This is a genomic window from uncultured Chitinibacter sp. (assembly GCF_945957625.1).
Taxonomy (GTDB): Bacteria; Pseudomonadota; Gammaproteobacteria; order Burkholderiales; family Chitinibacteraceae; genus Chitinibacter; species Chitinibacter tainanensis.
Genome location: NZ_CAMFLP010000006.1, coordinates 126493 through 142196 on the forward strand (window position 1 = coordinate 126493; position 15704 = coordinate 142196).

At 58.2% G+C, this 15704-nt stretch carries 16 protein-coding genes, 1 tRNA gene and 1 pseudogene; 9 read left to right on the forward strand and 9 right to left on the reverse strand.

Annotation, left to right across the window (positions count from 1 at the left end; translation table 11 throughout):
• Positions 1 to 102: 102 nt before the first annotated feature.
• Positions 103 to 1113 (forward strand): serine/threonine protein kinase, encoded by a 1011-nt coding sequence (locus QV747_RS09295; protein WP_273431046.1) that lies wholly within the window; start codon positions 103 to 105, stop codon positions 1111 to 1113.
• Positions 1114 to 1200: 87 nt separating this feature from the next.
• On the opposite strand, the gene QV747_RS09300 is transcribed toward QV747_RS09295, so the two are convergent.
• Together QV747_RS09300 and QV747_RS09305 are read right to left on the reverse strand one after the other, a co-directional pair.
• Positions 1201 to 1286, reverse strand: a tRNA-Tyr gene (locus QV747_RS09300).
• 56 nt (positions 1287 to 1342) lie between these two features.
• Positions 1343 to 2314 (reverse strand): PhnD/SsuA/transferrin family substrate-binding protein, encoded by a 972-nt coding sequence (locus QV747_RS09305; protein WP_273431048.1) that lies wholly within the window; start codon positions 2312 to 2314, stop codon positions 1343 to 1345.
• A 112-nt stretch (positions 2315 to 2426) separates the two neighbouring features.
• Between QV747_RS09305 and QV747_RS09310 the strand changes: the two genes are divergently transcribed.
• Complete coding sequence (locus tag QV747_RS09310; protein ID WP_028449109.1) at positions 2427 to 2615, forward strand: 4-oxalocrotonate tautomerase family protein; 189 nt, start codon at positions 2427 to 2429, stop codon at positions 2613 to 2615.
• A 103-nt stretch (positions 2616 to 2718) separates the two neighbouring features.
• Here QV747_RS09310 and QV747_RS09315 read toward each other — a convergent pair whose 3' ends face one another.
• Entirely contained in the window at positions 2719 to 3810 is a 1092-nt protein-coding gene (locus QV747_RS09315; protein ID WP_273431050.1) for an imelysin family protein, read from the reverse strand.
• 121 nt (positions 3811 to 3931) lie between these two features.
• Between QV747_RS09315 and QV747_RS09320 the strand changes: the two genes are divergently transcribed.
• The 4 genes and pseudogenes from QV747_RS09320 to QV747_RS16635 form a co-directional block, all read left to right on the forward strand.
• Positions 3932 to 4312 (forward strand): hypothetical protein, encoded by a 381-nt coding sequence (locus tag QV747_RS09320; RefSeq protein WP_047393123.1) that lies wholly within the window; start codon positions 3932 to 3934, stop codon positions 4310 to 4312.
• Positions 4313 to 4382: 70 nt separating this feature from the next.
• The gene (locus QV747_RS09325; RefSeq protein WP_273431053.1) at positions 4383 to 6098 is read left to right on the forward strand and encodes a proline--tRNA ligase; all 1716 of its coding nucleotides are present in this window, start codon (positions 4383 to 4385) and stop codon (positions 6096 to 6098) included.
• 206 nt (positions 6099 to 6304) lie between these two features.
• Entirely contained in the window at positions 6305 to 6928 is a 624-nt protein-coding gene (locus QV747_RS09330; protein ID WP_047393458.1) for a lytic transglycosylase domain-containing protein, read from the forward strand.
• Positions 6929 to 7532: 604 nt separating this feature from the next.
• Positions 7533 to 7628: pseudogene (locus tag QV747_RS16635) on the forward strand (PEP-CTERM sorting domain-containing protein); the annotation flags it as partial.
• Positions 7629 to 7675: 47 nt separating this feature from the next.
• Here the strand turns inward: QV747_RS16635 and QV747_RS09340 are convergent.
• Complete coding sequence (locus tag QV747_RS09340) at positions 7676 to 8482, reverse strand: ferritin-like domain-containing protein (protein WP_273431056.1); 807 nt, start codon at positions 8480 to 8482, stop codon at positions 7676 to 7678.
• A 320-nt stretch (positions 8483 to 8802) separates the two neighbouring features.
• On the opposite strand from QV747_RS09340, the gene fabI reads away from it, so the two are divergent.
• The 3 genes from fabI to QV747_RS09355 all read left to right on the forward strand — a co-directional run bounded on the left by fabI (position 8803) and on the right by QV747_RS09355 (position 12103).
• Positions 8803 to 9570 carry an enoyl-ACP reductase FabI gene (gene fabI, locus QV747_RS09345; protein ID WP_034618964.1) on the forward strand — a complete coding sequence of 256 codons (768 nt, stop codon included), beginning with the start codon at positions 8803 to 8805 and terminating at the stop codon, positions 9568 to 9570.
• Positions 9571 to 9624: 54 nt separating this feature from the next.
• Entirely contained in the window at positions 9625 to 10965 is a 1341-nt protein-coding gene (locus QV747_RS09350) for a bifunctional enoyl-CoA hydratase/phosphate acetyltransferase (RefSeq protein ID WP_273431059.1), read from the forward strand.
• Between the two features lie 127 nt (positions 10966 to 11092).
• The gene (locus QV747_RS09355) at positions 11093 to 12103 is read left to right on the forward strand and encodes a hypothetical protein (RefSeq protein WP_273431061.1); all 1011 of its coding nucleotides are present in this window, start codon (positions 11093 to 11095) and stop codon (positions 12101 to 12103) included.
• On the opposite strand, the gene QV747_RS09360 is transcribed toward QV747_RS09355, so the two are convergent.
• The 5 genes from QV747_RS09360 to QV747_RS09380 form a co-directional block, all read right to left on the reverse strand.
• The gene (locus QV747_RS09360) at positions 12058 to 12684 is read right to left on the reverse strand and encodes a class I SAM-dependent methyltransferase (protein ID WP_273431063.1); all 627 of its coding nucleotides are present in this window, start codon (positions 12682 to 12684) and stop codon (positions 12058 to 12060) included. The two genes, QV747_RS09355 and QV747_RS09360, sit on opposite strands and share 46 nt — an antisense overlap.
• Positions 12681 to 13820, reverse strand: coding sequence for a DUF3419 family protein (locus QV747_RS09365; protein WP_273431065.1), 1140 nt, complete (start codon positions 13818 to 13820; stop codon positions 12681 to 12683). The genes QV747_RS09360 and QV747_RS09365 overlap by 4 nt, the downstream gene beginning before the upstream one ends.
• Positions 13821 to 13986: 166 nt before the next feature.
• Entirely contained in the window at positions 13987 to 14409 is a 423-nt protein-coding gene (locus QV747_RS09370) for a MaoC family dehydratase (protein WP_047393107.1), read from the reverse strand.
• 149 nt (positions 14410 to 14558) lie between these two features.
• The gene (locus QV747_RS09375) at positions 14559 to 14960 is read right to left on the reverse strand and encodes a hypothetical protein (protein ID WP_273431067.1); all 402 of its coding nucleotides are present in this window, start codon (positions 14958 to 14960) and stop codon (positions 14559 to 14561) included.
• 220 nt (positions 14961 to 15180) lie between these two features.
• Complete coding sequence (locus QV747_RS09380; protein ID WP_273431069.1) at positions 15181 to 15600, reverse strand: hypothetical protein; 420 nt, start codon at positions 15598 to 15600, stop codon at positions 15181 to 15183.
• Between the last annotated feature and the right edge of the window lie 104 nt (positions 15601 to 15704).

Here is a 15704-nt window from a genome sequence, read left to right on the forward strand (position 1 = left end):
CCCCGCTCGCCAGCGCCAACCCCACACTGCCACGCAAAGCGAACACTGGTCAGCCCGCGGCTTTTGCCGTATGGTCGGGCCATGATTGAAAACGACCCGACCATGACTGACTCTACCCTGCCCCCGTATGCCGAGCTCACCCCCGATGTGATTTTGAATGCCATCGATGGGCTGGGCCTGCGCACCAGCGGCCATTTGCTGGCGCTCAATAGTTATGAAAACCGCGTTTACCAGCTGGGGCTGGACGAGCCTAGCCCGTGGGGCAACCATCTGGTGGCCAAGTTTTACCGCCCGGCACGCTGGAGCCGCGCGCAGATCTTGGAAGAACACGCATTCAGCTTAGAGCTGGCAGGGTATGAGATCCCCGTCGTTGCCCCAATTGAGTTAGAGGGCAATACCCTGCATACGTATGCCGGGTTTCAATTTGCACTATTTCCTCGCCGGGGCGGCCGCGTTCCCGAGCTGGATCAGACCGGTACGCGCGAATGGATTGGCCGCTTTTTAGGGCGGATTCATACCGTCGGCGCGCGCACGCCATTTGCCGCCCGCCCCAGCCTTGATTTGGCGAGCTTTGGTGAGGAGCCGCTGGGCTTTCTGGCCGATTGCCCACTCTTACCGCTGGCGGTACGCGCCAATTATCTGCGCGTGGCTGGCGAGGCCTTGGCCGCTGTAGCCGAGTGCTATGCTGCCGTGCCCGCGCTCACAACCCTGCGCCTGCACGGCGATTGCCATTTGAGCAATATTATGTGGACCGAAGCCGGCCCGCATTTTGTCGATCTGGATGACGCCCGCAGTGGGCCGGCAATTCAGGATTTGTGGATGCTGCTCTCGGGCGAGCGGCATGAGCAGCAGACCCAGCTGCTTGATCTGCTGGCGGGTTATGAGGAATTTGCCGATTTTGATTACCGCGAGCTGCGGCTGATTGAAGCACTGCGCACGCTGCGCTTGCTGCATTACAGCGCCTGGCTGGCGCGCCGCTGGAGTGACCCGGCCTTTCCGGCTGCGTTTAGCTGGTTTGGCAGCGAGCACTACTGGCAAGAGCGCACGCAAGAGCTGCAACAGCAGTTGCTGGCAATGGCCGAGCCACCGCTGCTAGGCGGCGGCAACTGGTAAGCAGGCCGGTCCATTGCAGTTCGCCAGACAAAGCGGTCTGGAGACAGAAAGCAAAAAACCCAGCACAAGGCTGGGTTTTTTTAATTCTGGTGGGGAGGGAAGGATTCGAACCTTCGAAGGCTAAGCCGCCGGAGTTACAGTCCGGACCCGTTGACCGCTTGGGTAACCTCCCCCGAGAGAAGGCGCATATTAGATGAGGCCAGTCAGCCCGTCAAGCCCGCTGGGCGATTTATTTCGCCCCACCCAGCAAACCCACCAGATGATCAAAGCGCTGATAGTAGGCTTTTTGCTTGGCCTCTTTGGCCGCCGGGCTTAAAGCCGTATCAAAATTGAGCCGGAATAAATCATGAAATAGCTGCAAGTCGGTCACTTGGCGCAGGCTGCGGTTGTCGGCTTTAACAAAGCCGGCCAGCTGGTCGGCATAGTACAAGCGCTGCCGCGCCTGCGCCGTATTGCCTTTGCGGCCGTAATCGAGGAAAAACTGACTGATCGCCGCTTTATCTTTGCTGCTCAGGTCATTGCGCAGCACCAGCGGATCAAAGGCAAACGGCGGCGATTGCCACACAATGCGCATCTGGGCGAAATCGCGCGGGTATTTCTCTTTGAGCTGCTCCAGCTCAAAGGTATTGCTCACCGCCACATCGGCCTGATTACGCGCCAGCGCTACAAAAGCACCCTCTGCGGTAAATTGCTGATATTGCTTGAAAAACTGCTCAGGCAAGACATTGCGCTTAAAGAATAAATGGTAATGCGGAATCAGATATTCGGCAGTCGTTCCGGTTTTACCGCCAGCGTAGCGCAGAGTTTTAGGCTGTTTGAGCAGGCTATCGGCATCGACAATGCCGCTGTTTTTGCGCACCAGCAGCAGGCTGCGGTATTCGTTCAGATTGCCAATCAGGCTCAGGCGCGCAAACACCTGCGCATTGGCGGTTTCCACTGCATCGAGCGCCAGCTTGTTATCCACGCGGGCCACCTGGATTTGCTTGTCTTTGAATTTGCGCAGCAGCTCGTCGCGATCGCTGGTGACTACCCCGGTCACTTTCTGGCCGATGGCGGCGGCCATATCGTCCAGCACCGGCTGCCAGTCTTCCAGCGTTTGCTCGGCATTGCGCGACACCAAAATCCCGACCGTGATGTCGGCGTGGGCGGCGGGCAACCAGCTCGCCAAAAGCAGCATAAGGGCGATTGATCGGTGTAGCATGGCGCAGTCTTCCCACAAACATCACAGAGCGCGCATCATAAGTCGCTAATATGACCGTACCGTGACAAGTACTCGGCGCGCAACGCATCCCTTAGCCATCAGGAGCTTTTTCATGCCGTATATTCAAGTGCGTTTAGCAGGCGAACTCAGCCGCGAGCAAAAACAGCAAATCGTCGACGAAATGACCGCCACCATGGAACGGGTGGCCGGCAAACCGCGCGAATACGTGATTATCAATTTTGAAGAAACGCGGGAAGAAAACTGGGGCTGGGGCGGCCAGCTGCTAGATACGCTGGAATAAACGCCCAGCCCACGCGGGCCAGCTCAAGCCGCCCCGCACAGCGGGGTGCAGCGGCAGCGCGCGGGGCACCACCGCCTGCACGCCCGCCGCTGGCTCGCTTGCTTTACTGAGCTTTTTTGCCGATTTGAATACTCATCTTTGGCGCCACTTCGTGCTGCAGCACATCGGCCAGCGCATTGGCCGCATCCGCGAGGGCCTTAGCCTCATCCCGGCTGGGGCTTGCCGAAAGCTGGCTGGCGGCCAGCTCGAGCCGGCTTAGCGGCACTTCTACCTTGCGCCACAGCTCGGCATCGTTGCGGCTGGTGACAAATTCTTCCAGTCCCACCGGATTGCCGCGCAATAAGCGCGCCAGCGCGCCCACATTGGCCTGCAAGCTGGCTACCGTTTGCCCGCTGGCCGCATCCAGCCAGCCATTGGCGTTAAAGCCGACTTTTTGACTGGCCAGCTCGCGCACGCCTTCGATCAGGCGATTGAGATATTGCGTCTGGTAAGTGCGCGGATAGCTCAAATCATATTGCACCCCGCGGCTGAGCCCTACCCAGGCGCGGCGCAGCGTTTCACCCTGATAGCTCACCACCTGACTTTGCCACAGCAAATACTGGCAAGCCGGCGCCGCACTCAGCCGGGCAATACTCTGCTGGGGTGTATCTGTGTAAAGCAATGATTCAATAGCTTTGAAGCCCATACCCCAAGCAGGAAGTTTTTTCGCTTCATACGCCGCCTGACCATCCACCATCTGCGCCGCCGGCTGCAACTTGGTGAGGGTGAGGATTTCCGCCGGCGCGCGGCTCGCGCCTTCCATCAGCTGGCCCACTTCCGGGTCGGCGCTGGGGCCAATCGGCGCAACTTCGATTGCCCGCCAAGCGAGCAACGTGGCGACATATTGCGCTTGCAGCGCGCTAAACGCCGCGGGCTTGTCTGCCGCGCTGGCGGCACAGAAGCGCCGGGTCGCATCCGGCAGGCCGGCGGCCGCCGTCGCCAGCGCATTTTGCGCTGGCAGCAAAATCTCGTTGAACTGATTGAGCATAAATTGCGCATTGCCCAGTGGCGGCTGCGCTGGCGTGACCGCCACGGCACTGGCGCTACTGGCGGCTTTGACCGGGGCGCTGGCTTTTTTGGCCGCAAAACTGGCTGGCGCGGTCAGCAGGGCCAGACTGAAACCCAGCACAAGCGGGCGTAAAGCATGTGACATCATTTCGTCTCCTTGTTATGGCCTAACAGATACCACGTAGGCGGCCAAACGGGAAGTACGGGCTTGCTTTATATGCACTTTCCCGTAACATTGCCCGCCAATGTGTTAACTGGATAACAGCGTTATGACCTTCTATTTCCGCCCGGATTCCGTTCCTGAATTAGCTGGCCTCTCGGCCTGGGAGCAGCGCGTTTTGCTGCGCGGGACTTTCCTGCGTGAGCGCGCCATCTCGACGGTGATTTTGCTGCTGGTGGTATTGGGCAGCGTGCAGTTTGCCCTCAACCCGCTGATGGCGGCGCTGGCGCCGGGCCTGCGCAATGATTCGTGGTCGTACGCGGCAATTTTGGTGGTGTGGCTGCTGGCTTTGATGAAAGGTCGCGACATTATTTTGATGAATCTGCTGCGCCCGAAATTTGCCGCCAAACGCGCCGAGCAAAAAGCCGCCGAAATCGCCCGTCTGGAAGCCGAACGCGCCCAGGGTGAAGCGGCCGAGCGTACTGAATAATCAGCGCCAATCAGCTAAAATGGCCCCTTTGCCGGGGCCACGACCCTCTTCTCTATTGGATTTTGCCATTATGCGCACCTCACACTTATTTCTCTCTACCCTGAAAGAAGCGCCTTCCGAGGCCGAACTGCTCTCGCACAAGCTGATGCTGCGCGCGGGCCTGATCAAACGGCTGGGCTCGGGCCTGTATACCTGGATGCCTCTGGGTCTGCGCGTCTTGCGCAAGGTAGAGAGCGTGGTGCGTGAAGAGATGAACAAAGCCGGCGCCCAAGAGCTGCTGATGCCCGCCGTGCAACCGGCCGAGCTGTGGCAAGAAACCGGCCGCTGGGATGTCTTCGGCCCGCAAATGCTGAAAATCACCGACCGCCACGAGCGTAATTTCTGTTTTGGCCCAACCCACGAAGAAGTCATCACCGACATCGCGCGTTCGGAAATCAAAAGCTACAAACAGCTGCCGGTGAATTTCTACCAGGTGCAAACCAAATTCCGCGACGAAATCCGCCCACGTTTTGGCGTAATGCGCGCACGCGAATTTATGATGAAAGACGCGTATTCCTTCCACGCGGATCTGGCTTCGCTGCAAGACACCTACAAAGTGATGTACGGCGCCTACTCCAACGTGTTTAGCCGCCTGGGCCTCCAGTTCCGCGCCGTGGCCGCCGATACCGGCGCCATTGGTGGTGATGGCTCGCATGAATTCCATGTCCTGGCCGATGCCGGCGAAGATTTGCTGGCCTACTGCCCGACTTCTGAGTTTGCCGCCAACGTGGAGCTGGCTGAAGCACTGCCGCCCGCCGCCCCACGCGCGGCCGCCAGCGAAGCGCTGCGCGAAGTAGACACCCCGAAACAAACCGCCTGCGAAGACGTGGCCGCTCTGCTCGGCATTGGCATCGAGCGCACAGTGAAAGCCATTGCGCTGGTGACCACCGCCGGCGAGTTTGTGCTGGCCCTGCTACGCGGCGACCATAATCTGAACGAAGTGAAAATCGGCAAAGTAGATGGCATGCTCGATTTCCGCTTCGCCACTGAAGAAGAAATCCGCAGCAATCTGAACTGCCCACCCGGCTTTATCGGCCCCGTTGGCATCAATGCGAACATTCGCGTGATTGCCGATCGCACCGTGGCTGTGATGAGCGACTTTGTCTGCGGCGCGAATAAGCCGAAATTCCACCTGGCCGGCGTGAACTTTGGCCGTGATCTGCCCGAGCCTGCAGTGGTGGCAGACATCCGCAATGTGGTGAACGGCGACGTTTGCCCGGATGGCAAAGGCGGCGTGCTGGAATTGTGCCGCGGGATTGAAGTCGGCCATATCTTCCAGTTGCGCACCAAATACTCGCAAGCCATGAAAGCCGAATTCCTGAACGAGCAAAACCAGCTCACGCCAATGGAAATGGGCTGCTATGGCATTGGCGTATCACGGATTGTGGGCGCCGCCATTGAGCAAAACCACGACGCGCGCGGCATTATCTGGCCGCAAGCGATGGCACCATTTGCCGTGGCCATCGTGGCAGTGGGTTACCACAAATCAGACGCCGTCAAAGCCGCCGCCGAGCAGCTGTATGCCGACTTTAGTGCCGCCGGCATCGAAGTACTGCTGGATGATCGCAACGAGCGGCCGGGTTCGATGTTTGCCGATATGGAATTGATCGGTATTCCGCATCGCATTACCGTCGGTGACAAAGCGCTGGCCAATGGCGAAGTCGAATACGTGGCCCGCCGCGCCGGTGAAATGCAAAAAATCGCTGTGGGCGAAGCACTGAGCTTTATCCAGCAGCAACTGGCCTAAGTACCCGCCGGGGTATAACCTGCCAGGCCAATCATTGAAAGCCATTGCAAGCCATACCCCTAGCAAGCCTGAACAGCCCATACCCCGCGTATGGGCTGTTTGCATTCGGGCACCAGATTGCCGTTTGGCTCACACTGGGGCGTGCAGCGATTGACCCTAGCGCCATCAGCCGCCACAATGGCGACAGTAATTTTGGTTGCAAATTCATGATGTTGAAGTTCGCTCTCCCCCTTAGCCTTTGCCTTGCCCTCCTTACCGGCGCCGCCCATGCCGGCGCACAGCGCGAGGAATTTCTCTCGGACTCGGTAGCCACCAGCCTGCGCCGCAGCATTGCCGATCGCATCGAGCCACGCCTGATGTTTGCCAATAAAGCCGAAGGGGAAGCCTGGCTGGATGAGATGTCCGAGCGGTTAAAATCGCGCATTCCCGATGAATTTGTCCGCCGCAAATTACTCACCGCCATTCAATACGAAGCCACCCGCGCCGGGCTAGACCCGCAAATGGTGCTGGGGCTGATTCACATCGAAAGCCGCTTTAACCGCTACGCCATCAGCCCGGTGGGCGCACGCGGCCTGATGCAGGTGATGCCCTTCTGGCAACGCGCCATCGGCACGCCCGACCAAAGCCTATTCGATATGAACACCAATCTGCGCTATGGCTGCACCATCTTGCGCCATTATCTGGATATCGAAAACGGCGATCTCTTTCGGGCGCTCGGCCGCTACAACGGCAGCCTCGGCCGGCCGGAATACCCCAATCTGGTCTACAACGCTTGGAAAGGCTATTACGACTGGGATAACCCGACCGGACAGAAAGTCGCGCAAAAGTGAACAGACGACCTTCTAATCCGAGACAGAAAAAAGACAGGGAAAGCAAGGTCACAGACATAAGTTTGAAATAAAAATAACATAATTGAGCCCCGCACTTCACGCTGAAGTCGGGGCTTTTTATTAATCAAACAGATGGAAATCCGTAATGAAACAACTACTTTTAGCCGCCGCACTTGCGATTGGTGTACACAGTACCGCCCATGCAGTGATTTTTGACTCAAACACGCTGATTCCGGATAGCGTAATTTTGAAAAACTTTAAAGGCTCTGGTCTGGATTGGGTTTATGCCGGACCGATCGCACCAAACGAATGGGGCTCAGGCAATATTCAGCCTGCGAGCTATCGCGCAGCTGAAGGCTGGCGCGTTGCCACAGTTCAAGAATGGGCGAATAAACCACTCTGGTCAGACTTCATTGCGCCTGGCAACCCAGGTCAAATCAGCAATCCGACCACGTTCAATAATCACGCCAACTATATTTTTGCTTCGGAGTATTGGAGCAACTTCACCCACGTCGACCCACAAGATTTCGCACGTGGGCTTGTAACAGATGGCGTAAATGGCGCACTGTCAGGGGTGCCAGAAACTATTTATGTTCGCAATAGTATTGCGCCTGTGCCAGAGCCAGAAACTTATGCCCTGATGGGGTTGGGTTTGATGGGACTTTTGGGAGCACGACGTCGTCAGCGTAGCGTCCGCTAAGTGTGCGCAAACCGGTAGGCGCGTCCTGCCGGTTTGTTTAAGCTTAATTATTCACCTTCACGCAAAGTGGCCAGCAGCGCGAGCTCTTCATCGCTAAAGCCCGCTTCCACCCGCGCCAAATGATTCATCGCGCCGCGAAATTGGGGTGCATCGTATTCGCGTACCAGGCGAACAAAGGTGGCAATCGGCTCCAGGCCGCGCTGATCGCAACACCAGTGGAACCAGCGATTGCCGATGCGTACATGGCCGATTTCATCGCGCAGGATAATATCCAGAATCTCGCAGGCGCGTTGATCGCCCACCGCGCCGAGCTTGGCTTGCAAGGGGGGCACAGCATCGAGCCCGCGCGCTTCCAAAATACGCGGCACCAGCGCCATACGCGCCATGACATCCGCATCGGTTTTCACGGCCATTTCCCATAGGCTGTTGTGGGCGGCAAAGTCGCCATACTGATAGCCCAGATCGGCCAGATGCGCGCACAGCAGATTAAAGTGATAGCCCTCTTCGCGCGCGACCTGCAGCCAGTCGTGGTAGTACTGCAGCGGCATCTCGCGAAAGCGGTAAATGGCATCCAGCGCCAGATTGATCGCGTTAAATTCGATATGGGCAAAGGCATGCAGCATGGCGGCGCGGTTTTCAGTTAGGCGCAAATTGCTGCGTTTGGGTACTTTCGCCGGCAGCACCAGCTCCGGCCGCGCGGGCCGGCCTGGTGGGTTAACCGTTTGAATCGGTAAAGCCTCGGCCATGGGGAGCACGGCGGGGATCACAATCGCCTGCACCAGGGCGATTTTTTCTTGGGGGTCAGTGGCCATAAGGGCCTGATAGGCAGCACTAAACACGGGTTTTCCTTCCATTGCAGCGACAAGAGTATTGCCGCTTCGCCCGCCGCTGACAAGTTGCACTTTTGATCTAGATCGAAAGCACTGCACGCCAAGATACCCGCTGCCGTATCGGGCGCTAAGCTATGGATTTATTGCCGAGAGTGGTAATACATGGCCGGGGATCAATGCACCTGACGTGGCCATCTTGGTTTGGTCATATTGGCCGGTTATATTGCATTGCACAACAAGGCGGCAAAGGCTAGCATGCAAAGTATCTCGCAGTGCAGCATGCCGGCTGACTGCGCCAGCGCTTGCTTACCACTTTCGCCATTTTAATCAACAGGATATCTACCATGAGCACAGCAATGAGCGGGCAACGCGCCCTGATTCTAGGTTTGGCCAATGCCAATTCGATTGCCTACGGGGTGGCCAAGGCCTTAAAAGCCCAGGGTGTGGAGCTGGCGATCACTTACCAAACCGAGCGCACCCGCGATTTTATCGCCCCGCTGCTGGACGAGCTGGAGCCGGCGATTCTGGAAAAATGTAATGTGCAAGAGCCGGGCGAGCTTGAAGCCGTGTTTAGCAAAATCCGCCAGCAATGGGGCCAGCTAGATATGGCGGTGCATTCAATTGCCTTTGCCCTCAAAGACGACCTGCACGGCCGCGTGGTGGATAGCAGTGCCGAAGGCTTTGCCCTGGCCATGGATGTGTCTTGCCATTCGTTTATCCGCATGTGCAAGCTGGCCGAGCCACTGATGCACGAAGGCGGCACTCTACTCACCATGAGCTATCTGGGTGCCGAGCGCGTGGTACCCAATTATGGCGTAATGGGCCCGGTGAAAGCCGCGCTGGAAGCCAGCGTGAAATACCTCGCCAATGAGCTGGGGCCAAAGAAAATCCGTGTCCATGCGGTATCGCCCGGCCCGATCATGACCCGCGCCGCCAGCGGCATTCCCGAATTTAACGCTATGCTGGCGCAAGCCGCCCAGCAAGCGCCAATGCGCGAGCTGGTAGACATCGATGATGTGGGCGCCGCGGCGGTATTCTTATGTTCGGATGGCGCCAAACGCCTGACCGGCTCCACTTTTTATATCGATGGTGGCGTCAACATCATGGGCTAAACCTCGGCCGGTGCGCCGGCCACAGCAGGCGGCCCGGGGCCGCAGGAGTTGATCATGAGTACGCAAAATGTGTTGTTTGCTGATCTGGCCCTCGGCCAGCAATATCACCGTCAGCATCTGATTCGCCGCAGCGATGTGGAGATGCTGGGCATGATGGGCGGCAAGGTGGAAGAAGAAGGCCAGATCAAAGTACCCGCCACCGGCGTGTTTTTATTCCTGACCGCCACCGCCACCAACTCCTTCCCCGGCCCCGGCTCGCTGATCCGCGAGCATGGCCTGCGCAGCAGTGGCTGGGTGCATGAAGACGATATTCTCAATCTCACCCTCACCGTGAGTGAAAAACACGCCAGCAATCACACCGTAACACTGGAAGCCGTGTGTGAAAACCAGCATGGCGATCGGCTTTGCTCCGGCCCCATTCAAGTGGCAGCCCCCACCGAAAAACAGCGCAGCCAATACGCCGAAGCACCGCAATTTACCCTGCGCGCCCATCATGTCTTTGCCGAATTACGCGCCAAAACCGATCTGCTCCCGGCCGTACCCACGGCCGTGGTGCATCCGTGCGACCCGGATTCCCTGCTCGGCGCGATGGCCGCCGCGCATGAGAAACTGATCGTGCCGATTTTGGTCGGGCCAGAGGGCAAAATCCGCGCGCTGGCACAGCAAGTCGGTGTCGATCTGGCCGGCGTGCGCATCGTTGGCACCGAGCATAGCCACGCCTCGGCGCTCAAGGCCGTTGAGCTCTGTCGCAACGGCGAAGCCAGCGCCCTGATGAAAGGCAGCCTGCATACCGATGAAATGATGTCGGCCGTGATGAGCGGCAGCACTGGGCTGCGCGGTGCGCGGCGTATTAGCCATGTGTTTGTGATGGATGTGCCGGCGTATGAGCGCGCGCTGCTGGTGACCGATGCGGCGATCAATATCGCCCCCCCCCTGGCCGACAAAGTCGATATCACCCAAAACGCCATCGATCTGGCGCATATTTTGGGCATTGAATGCCCGAAAGTCGCGCTGCTATCGGCGGTAGAAACCGTCTCCGACAAAATGCCCTCCACCATGGATGCCGCCCTGCTTTGCAAAATGGCCGACCGTGGCCAGATTCACGGCGCGCAGCTGGATGGCCCGTTGGCCTTTGATAATGCCATTTCAATGGCCGCCGCCAAAACCAAGAAAATCAACTCGCCAGTCGCCGGCCAAGCTGACATCCTGGTCGTGCCCGACATTGAGGCCGGCAATATGCTGGCCAAACAAATGAGCTACTTCGCCGCCGCCGATTCGGCCGGAATTGTGCTTGGGGCCCGCGTTCCGATTGTGCTCACCAGCCGCGCCGATGATGTGAAAACCCGCCTAGCCTCCGCCGCCGTAATGGTGCTGGTGGCGCACGCGAGGAAGTAAGCCCCTAGCATTTAGCCAAGCCCCGCCTGTGCGGGGCTTTTTTGCGCTCAAGCAGGGCAGCACGGGGCACGCAAATTGCCAGTCCTGCCGGCAATCAGTAGCATGCCCTATTCTTCACCAGCGGCCCTTGTTCATCGTGCCTCAGCATACTTACCGACCTCTCCCTGAGCTGCTACTCGGGCCGCGCGGACTGCAGTTTCAGTTTTGGCGTCACCCAGCCGCCACGACCTCAAGTCGGGAGGCGGTGATTTTGCTCAGCGGCTTTGGGATTCATCCGCGCGCTTTTTCGCTGCGGGCGCATTGCGACTGGATCGCGCACTGGCAGGGGGCGGGGATGGATGTCTTCACCATTGATTTGCTGCCACTGGCTGGCGATTGCACGCTCGCCGAACAAGCCAGAGCACTGCATGACTGGTGCACGAGCTTACGCACGGCTGCCGGCTACACGACTTTGCATGCGGTAGGATTTTCGCTGGGCGGTTTGCAATGGCTGGCGGCACTGGCGCAGCAGCGGCCACTTAACCTCATACATGGGGAAAACCAGTCATTCCTAAGCACCTTGGCCTTAGTGGAAGCCCCTGTCGATTTAAGCGGCTACCCCATCAGTACCCCTGCACGTATGACTCTGCGAGGCTTGCAGATATTCGGCTTTAGCCGCATACCCTATCGCTGGCTAAATCCTATACTCGCTTTACTCGCGCCACTGTTACAAAAAACAGCCAGCTGGCAGAAATGGGCGAACTTTAATAATCTGCAGCAGATTCCCCTTGCCGAGATCATCACCCAAACCTTTGATAACGTGCCCATCGGCGTGGCACGCCAACTACTGCGCTGGATTGATGGTCACGAACCCAGCTATCAGCCTGCCGCACTGGCCGACCTGCCCGTGCTGCTGGTTTATGGCGCCAACCCTTATTCGGCGCGGGCGCAGGTGCTGGCCGATGAGCTAGCCCGTGCTTTTCCGGCGGGCAGTGCCCAGCCGCCGCAGCTCACTCTTTTACCCTGTCAGCGCGCGGCGGCTTGCAGGGCGGATTATGGCCATGCCGATTTACTGTTGGGTGATGAACTACGCCGCGATGTACTACCAGCGATTCAAGCTTGGCAACTGGCCAACCGTGGCCGCAACCGCACCAGCTGATAATAGCGCCCCAGGCCATATTCTAGCCGGGTCTCATACGGGGTATACAGGCTGACTGGCGGCGGATAAACCCGAAATGGCGTCAGAAAGCGCTGCAGCGCACGCCGTGCCGGCGCCCACCAATGGGCCGCATCGGCAAAATCGATAATCCAGATTTCCCCCCCCGGCGCCAAGGCAGCGGCCGCATTGGCTAGCACAGCAGCCGGCTGTGGCATCATCGAGAGTGAATAGGCAAACAAAATCCGTGCGGGCGCGCGCCCATGTAGCCCCGCGATGTCGCAGGTTTCCGCAAACCCATGCAGAAAGCGCATAGCTGGAGCTTGCCGGCGCGCCTGCAATAGCATTGCATCCGCGGCATCAATACCGGTGTAATGGGCTGGCCGGCGGCGCGCGAGCCAACGTAAATTGCGACCCGTGCCCGCGCCGATTTCGACCAGATCTTCCCACTGCCCCGCCAGCAAGTCCCGTAAAGCCCGGTCGCGCCCAAACAGGAAAAATTTGCGGCTCAGATCATACACATGGCGGACATGCTGGTAATAGCGATTTAAAAACGCCCTGTGTTCTTCCAGTTCGTGACTCATGCCAGCACCTGATACAGATCGGTGCGCCGGTAAAGACGGCTGCATTCTTCGGCCGTGGCACGCTCGGAAATGGCATCCAGTCGCTGCAGCTGGGCTTGCATGCCCAGCTTGGCCACCAAGTCATCTGCCGCCACACTGCGGACGATGACCCGCGCACCGGGTGCAGCTGTGCGACAGATTTCCTGTAGCACTTGGCGTTGCACTTCAGGTGGCATCCAGTCCATCGCGTCGCTCAGACCAAAATGCGTCCACTGCCCAGCGGCGGCACGCCCCAGTACATGAAACAGGTTTTCACGGTGAAAGTGAGTGGCGGTAGGAGCACCATGCGCTTGCTGATGTAACTCAGGCCGCAAATACGGCGGCCGACAGGCTCGCTCCTGATGATCAAACTGAGCCAACTGGCAATGCCAGATAATCCAGTTGCGCGCCACATCGGTAGTGGCAAGCTGATCCACCAGATTCAGCAACACCTGACCCATCGATTGGGCGGCATTGCTGTGTAAATTTAGATCACGCTGGCGGAAATTAATCCCCTGCGCCAGCAAAGGTAATGGCGAATCGACCACGGCGCGGATCCAGCTTTTGCCCAATACCTGCCGATAACGCGCTCCCGCCAGTTGCTGACGCTGAGCCACCGGCAACCCCGCTAAAGCCCGCAGCCAGTCGGCATCCAGCTGCATCTGGCGATGCAAAGTCCCGATAATGCGGTAGAAAAAACCCTGCCGGTAAAAATCATGACTGAATTTGCCCGCATGCTTGCGCCAATACTGCTGCATCCATGCTGGCAGCTCCTGCGTTAAGGTATTGATCAGCTGTGGCGCATCCGCATGGCGACCATGACCAAACAAGGCATACAGCGTATCGCTACAGCTGAGTTGGCGGGTGGCGGCGACTTTCAGGCCGGTGAGCGCCAGATGGTGCGGATTCATATCCACCGCATCAATGCTGGCAGGACGATGCGCCAGCATACTGGCCACGCCACAGCCCGCGCCTGAAATCACCAACACACGTGAATCAGGCTGAAGCGCAAAATAGCGCCGCTCAATATCCGTGTCTTCAAATAAAATTTTGAAGACATCCAGCCGCGAAAACACCCGCGCAAACCATGCATCACGCCAGGATTGAGAATATGCCATACCATGCCCCTCGCTCTTTTTAGAATTGGCGGCGATTCTAATACATGCGGGTAACGCGGTCGTGGCTCACATTGGGATTAAGCACTACGGCGCACAGCACAAACTAGCCGCGCAACGAACGGGCCGTGAACGCTAAGCGCTTGGTGAGCAAGATTTTGGCAAACGCTCAACCCACTGGCCGTTTGGGCACCCACACTAACGCATCACCAGTCAGCACCACGGTATCGCGCACAAAACATTCGGTAATCAGCTTGGCGCGTTGCTTGTCGGGCCATAGCTCGACGACGCGAGCGGTGGCCCGGACGGTTTCGCCAATGTGAACGGGTTTTACAAAGCGGATATTCTGCGCCATGTAAATACAACCCGGCCCGGGCAAGTGCATGCCGATCACGGTAGAAAGAAAACTAGCGGTCAGCATCCCGTGCACAATGCGCTCGCCAAAGCGGGTTTGGCCGGCGAATTCGGCATCGATGTGCATTGGGTTGTTGTCGCCGGTGAGGCCGGCGAACAGCACCACATCAGTTTCGGTGAGAGTTTTGCGGTATTCGGCGCTCAGATCGAGCGTCAGGTCTTCGAAGTAGTACGGCATGCGGGCGTCTCCGAGCTGAGTCGTGCAAATTAAGGCAATACAAACCTGAGCAAACCAATTGAAACAAACACTTGCGTAAACACTAAGGCTTTGAGCCTATCACGCTGCACTGCACAAAACAATGACAGATTCACCCACCCGCTACAGCCCTAGCGCCGCGCCCACACCGCCACTTGCGCCCGCTCCAGACTACCCGGCGCGGTTTTGTACCAGAGAATGACTTTTTTGATATAGCGCCCGCGGCCGGGCAGATCGATCACCCGGCTTTGGCCGCCGGCGTGGATGCGCTCGCGCACTGGCACTTCGATCCGATCGCCATTGCGAAACTCAACAAACACCCGGGAAAACTCTACCGCCCGCTTGTGCACACTCAGGCGCAGCTTGTTATACGGGCCACGATTCACATGAATGCTATCGCGCTCGCCCAGAATACCCACATTTTTACTGGCCAGTTTTTCCCAGCTGCCGCCATGCTCACCGCGCGCCTGTGCCCAGCCACTGAATACCAATAAACACACTGACAACATCCACATGGGTAAAGCACGGGCCATCGGGCACCTCCTGAGCAAAATAGCGCCGGTGGGCGCAGCTAATGAATGCCCACAGCGTAGCAAGCGCCATCATGACCAGTCTGCGTAAGAATCCACCTTACAAGGAGGGAACTCGCCCATTTGTGCACTAATGCCAGCTATTCCTGCGCGACCAACGCGGTAAAACAACAACGCCCACTGTGCATACACACAGTGGGCGCTGGGGACTCGCAAAGCGATCTTAGTGATGCTGGCTGTGATCCATCGCGGCGGCGGGGCCAAAGCTGGTTTGCTCGCTGCGGCCATCCGGAAAGGTGATCTTGGCCTGAATGGTAGCACCCTTCGCCGGTGCGCTGGCCCATTGGCCCTGCAGCAGATTGGGTTTGGCAGGGCTTAGCGTCAGCGTTTGGGTTTTGCCATTGCTCACGGTGCTCAGCTCCCCCTTCACGCCTGCCGAGGGCTTGGCCACGCCCGCGTGATCGGTGATGTACAGCACGGCTTTGCGGCCCTGCTGCACCAGTTCAAAGTGATACCAGCCGGCCATTTTCAGCTGACCGCCATGAGGGGCTTTCATTGCGGCCATGGTGGCCTCGTCGTGCGCGTGCACGAGTGGGCTGCACAGTAAGAGCGCGCTTAGCGCCAGGGTCATGCGGATTGTCATTATTGTTCCTCCATCGTCCGGAGCTGGCATTAGAGCACGGCTAGCGCGCGCCAGCCATCAGCCAACACACGTCGATGGCATATTACAAAATACCCCGGCACGTA

What these genes read in the sequence shown, in the direction of transcription:
- QV747_RS09370 (WP_047393107.1), bottom strand. Translation starts at nt 14,409, where the DNA reads ATGCCGTACTACTTCGAAGACCTGACGCTCGATCTGAGCGCCGAATAC.
- QV747_RS09330 (WP_047393458.1), top strand. Translation starts at nt 6,305, where the DNA reads ATGATGTTGAAGTTCGCTCTCCCCCTTAGCCTTTGCCTTGCCCTCCTT.
- QV747_RS09320 (WP_047393123.1), top strand. Translation starts at nt 3,932, where the DNA reads ATGACCTTCTATTTCCGCCCGGATTCCGTTCCTGAATTAGCTGGCCTC.
- QV747_RS09315 (WP_273431050.1), bottom strand. Translation starts at nt 3,810, where the DNA reads ATGATGTCACATGCTTTACGCCCGCTTGTGCTGGGTTTCAGTCTGGCC.
- QV747_RS09340 (WP_273431056.1), bottom strand. Translation starts at nt 8,482, where the DNA reads ATGGAAGGAAAACCCGTGTTTAGTGCTGCCTATCAGGCCCTTATGGCC.
- QV747_RS09295 (WP_273431046.1), top strand. Translation starts at nt 103, where the DNA reads ATGACTGACTCTACCCTGCCCCCGTATGCCGAGCTCACCCCCGATGTG.
- QV747_RS09350 (WP_273431059.1), top strand. Translation starts at nt 9,625, where the DNA reads ATGAGTACGCAAAATGTGTTGTTTGCTGATCTGGCCCTCGGCCAGCAA.
- QV747_RS09325 (WP_273431053.1), top strand. Translation starts at nt 4,383, where the DNA reads ATGCGCACCTCACACTTATTTCTCTCTACCCTGAAAGAAGCGCCTTCC.
- QV747_RS09380 (WP_273431069.1), bottom strand. Translation starts at nt 15,600, where the DNA reads ATGACAATCCGCATGACCCTGGCGCTAAGCGCGCTCTTACTGTGCAGC.
- QV747_RS09375 (WP_273431067.1), bottom strand. Translation starts at nt 14,960, where the DNA reads ATGGCCCGTGCTTTACCCATGTGGATGTTGTCAGTGTGTTTATTGGTA.
- QV747_RS09310 (WP_028449109.1), top strand. Translation starts at nt 2,427, where the DNA reads ATGCCGTATATTCAAGTGCGTTTAGCAGGCGAACTCAGCCGCGAGCAA.
- QV747_RS09305 (WP_273431048.1), bottom strand. Translation starts at nt 2,314, where the DNA reads ATGCTACACCGATCAATCGCCCTTATGCTGCTTTTGGCGAGCTGGTTG.
- fabI (WP_034618964.1), top strand. Translation starts at nt 8,803, where the DNA reads ATGAGCACAGCAATGAGCGGGCAACGCGCCCTGATTCTAGGTTTGGCC.
- QV747_RS09360 (WP_273431063.1), bottom strand. Translation starts at nt 12,684, where the DNA reads ATGAGTCACGAACTGGAAGAACACAGGGCGTTTTTAAATCGCTATTAC.
- QV747_RS09365 (WP_273431065.1), bottom strand. Translation starts at nt 13,820, where the DNA reads ATGGCATATTCTCAATCCTGGCGTGATGCATGGTTTGCGCGGGTGTTT.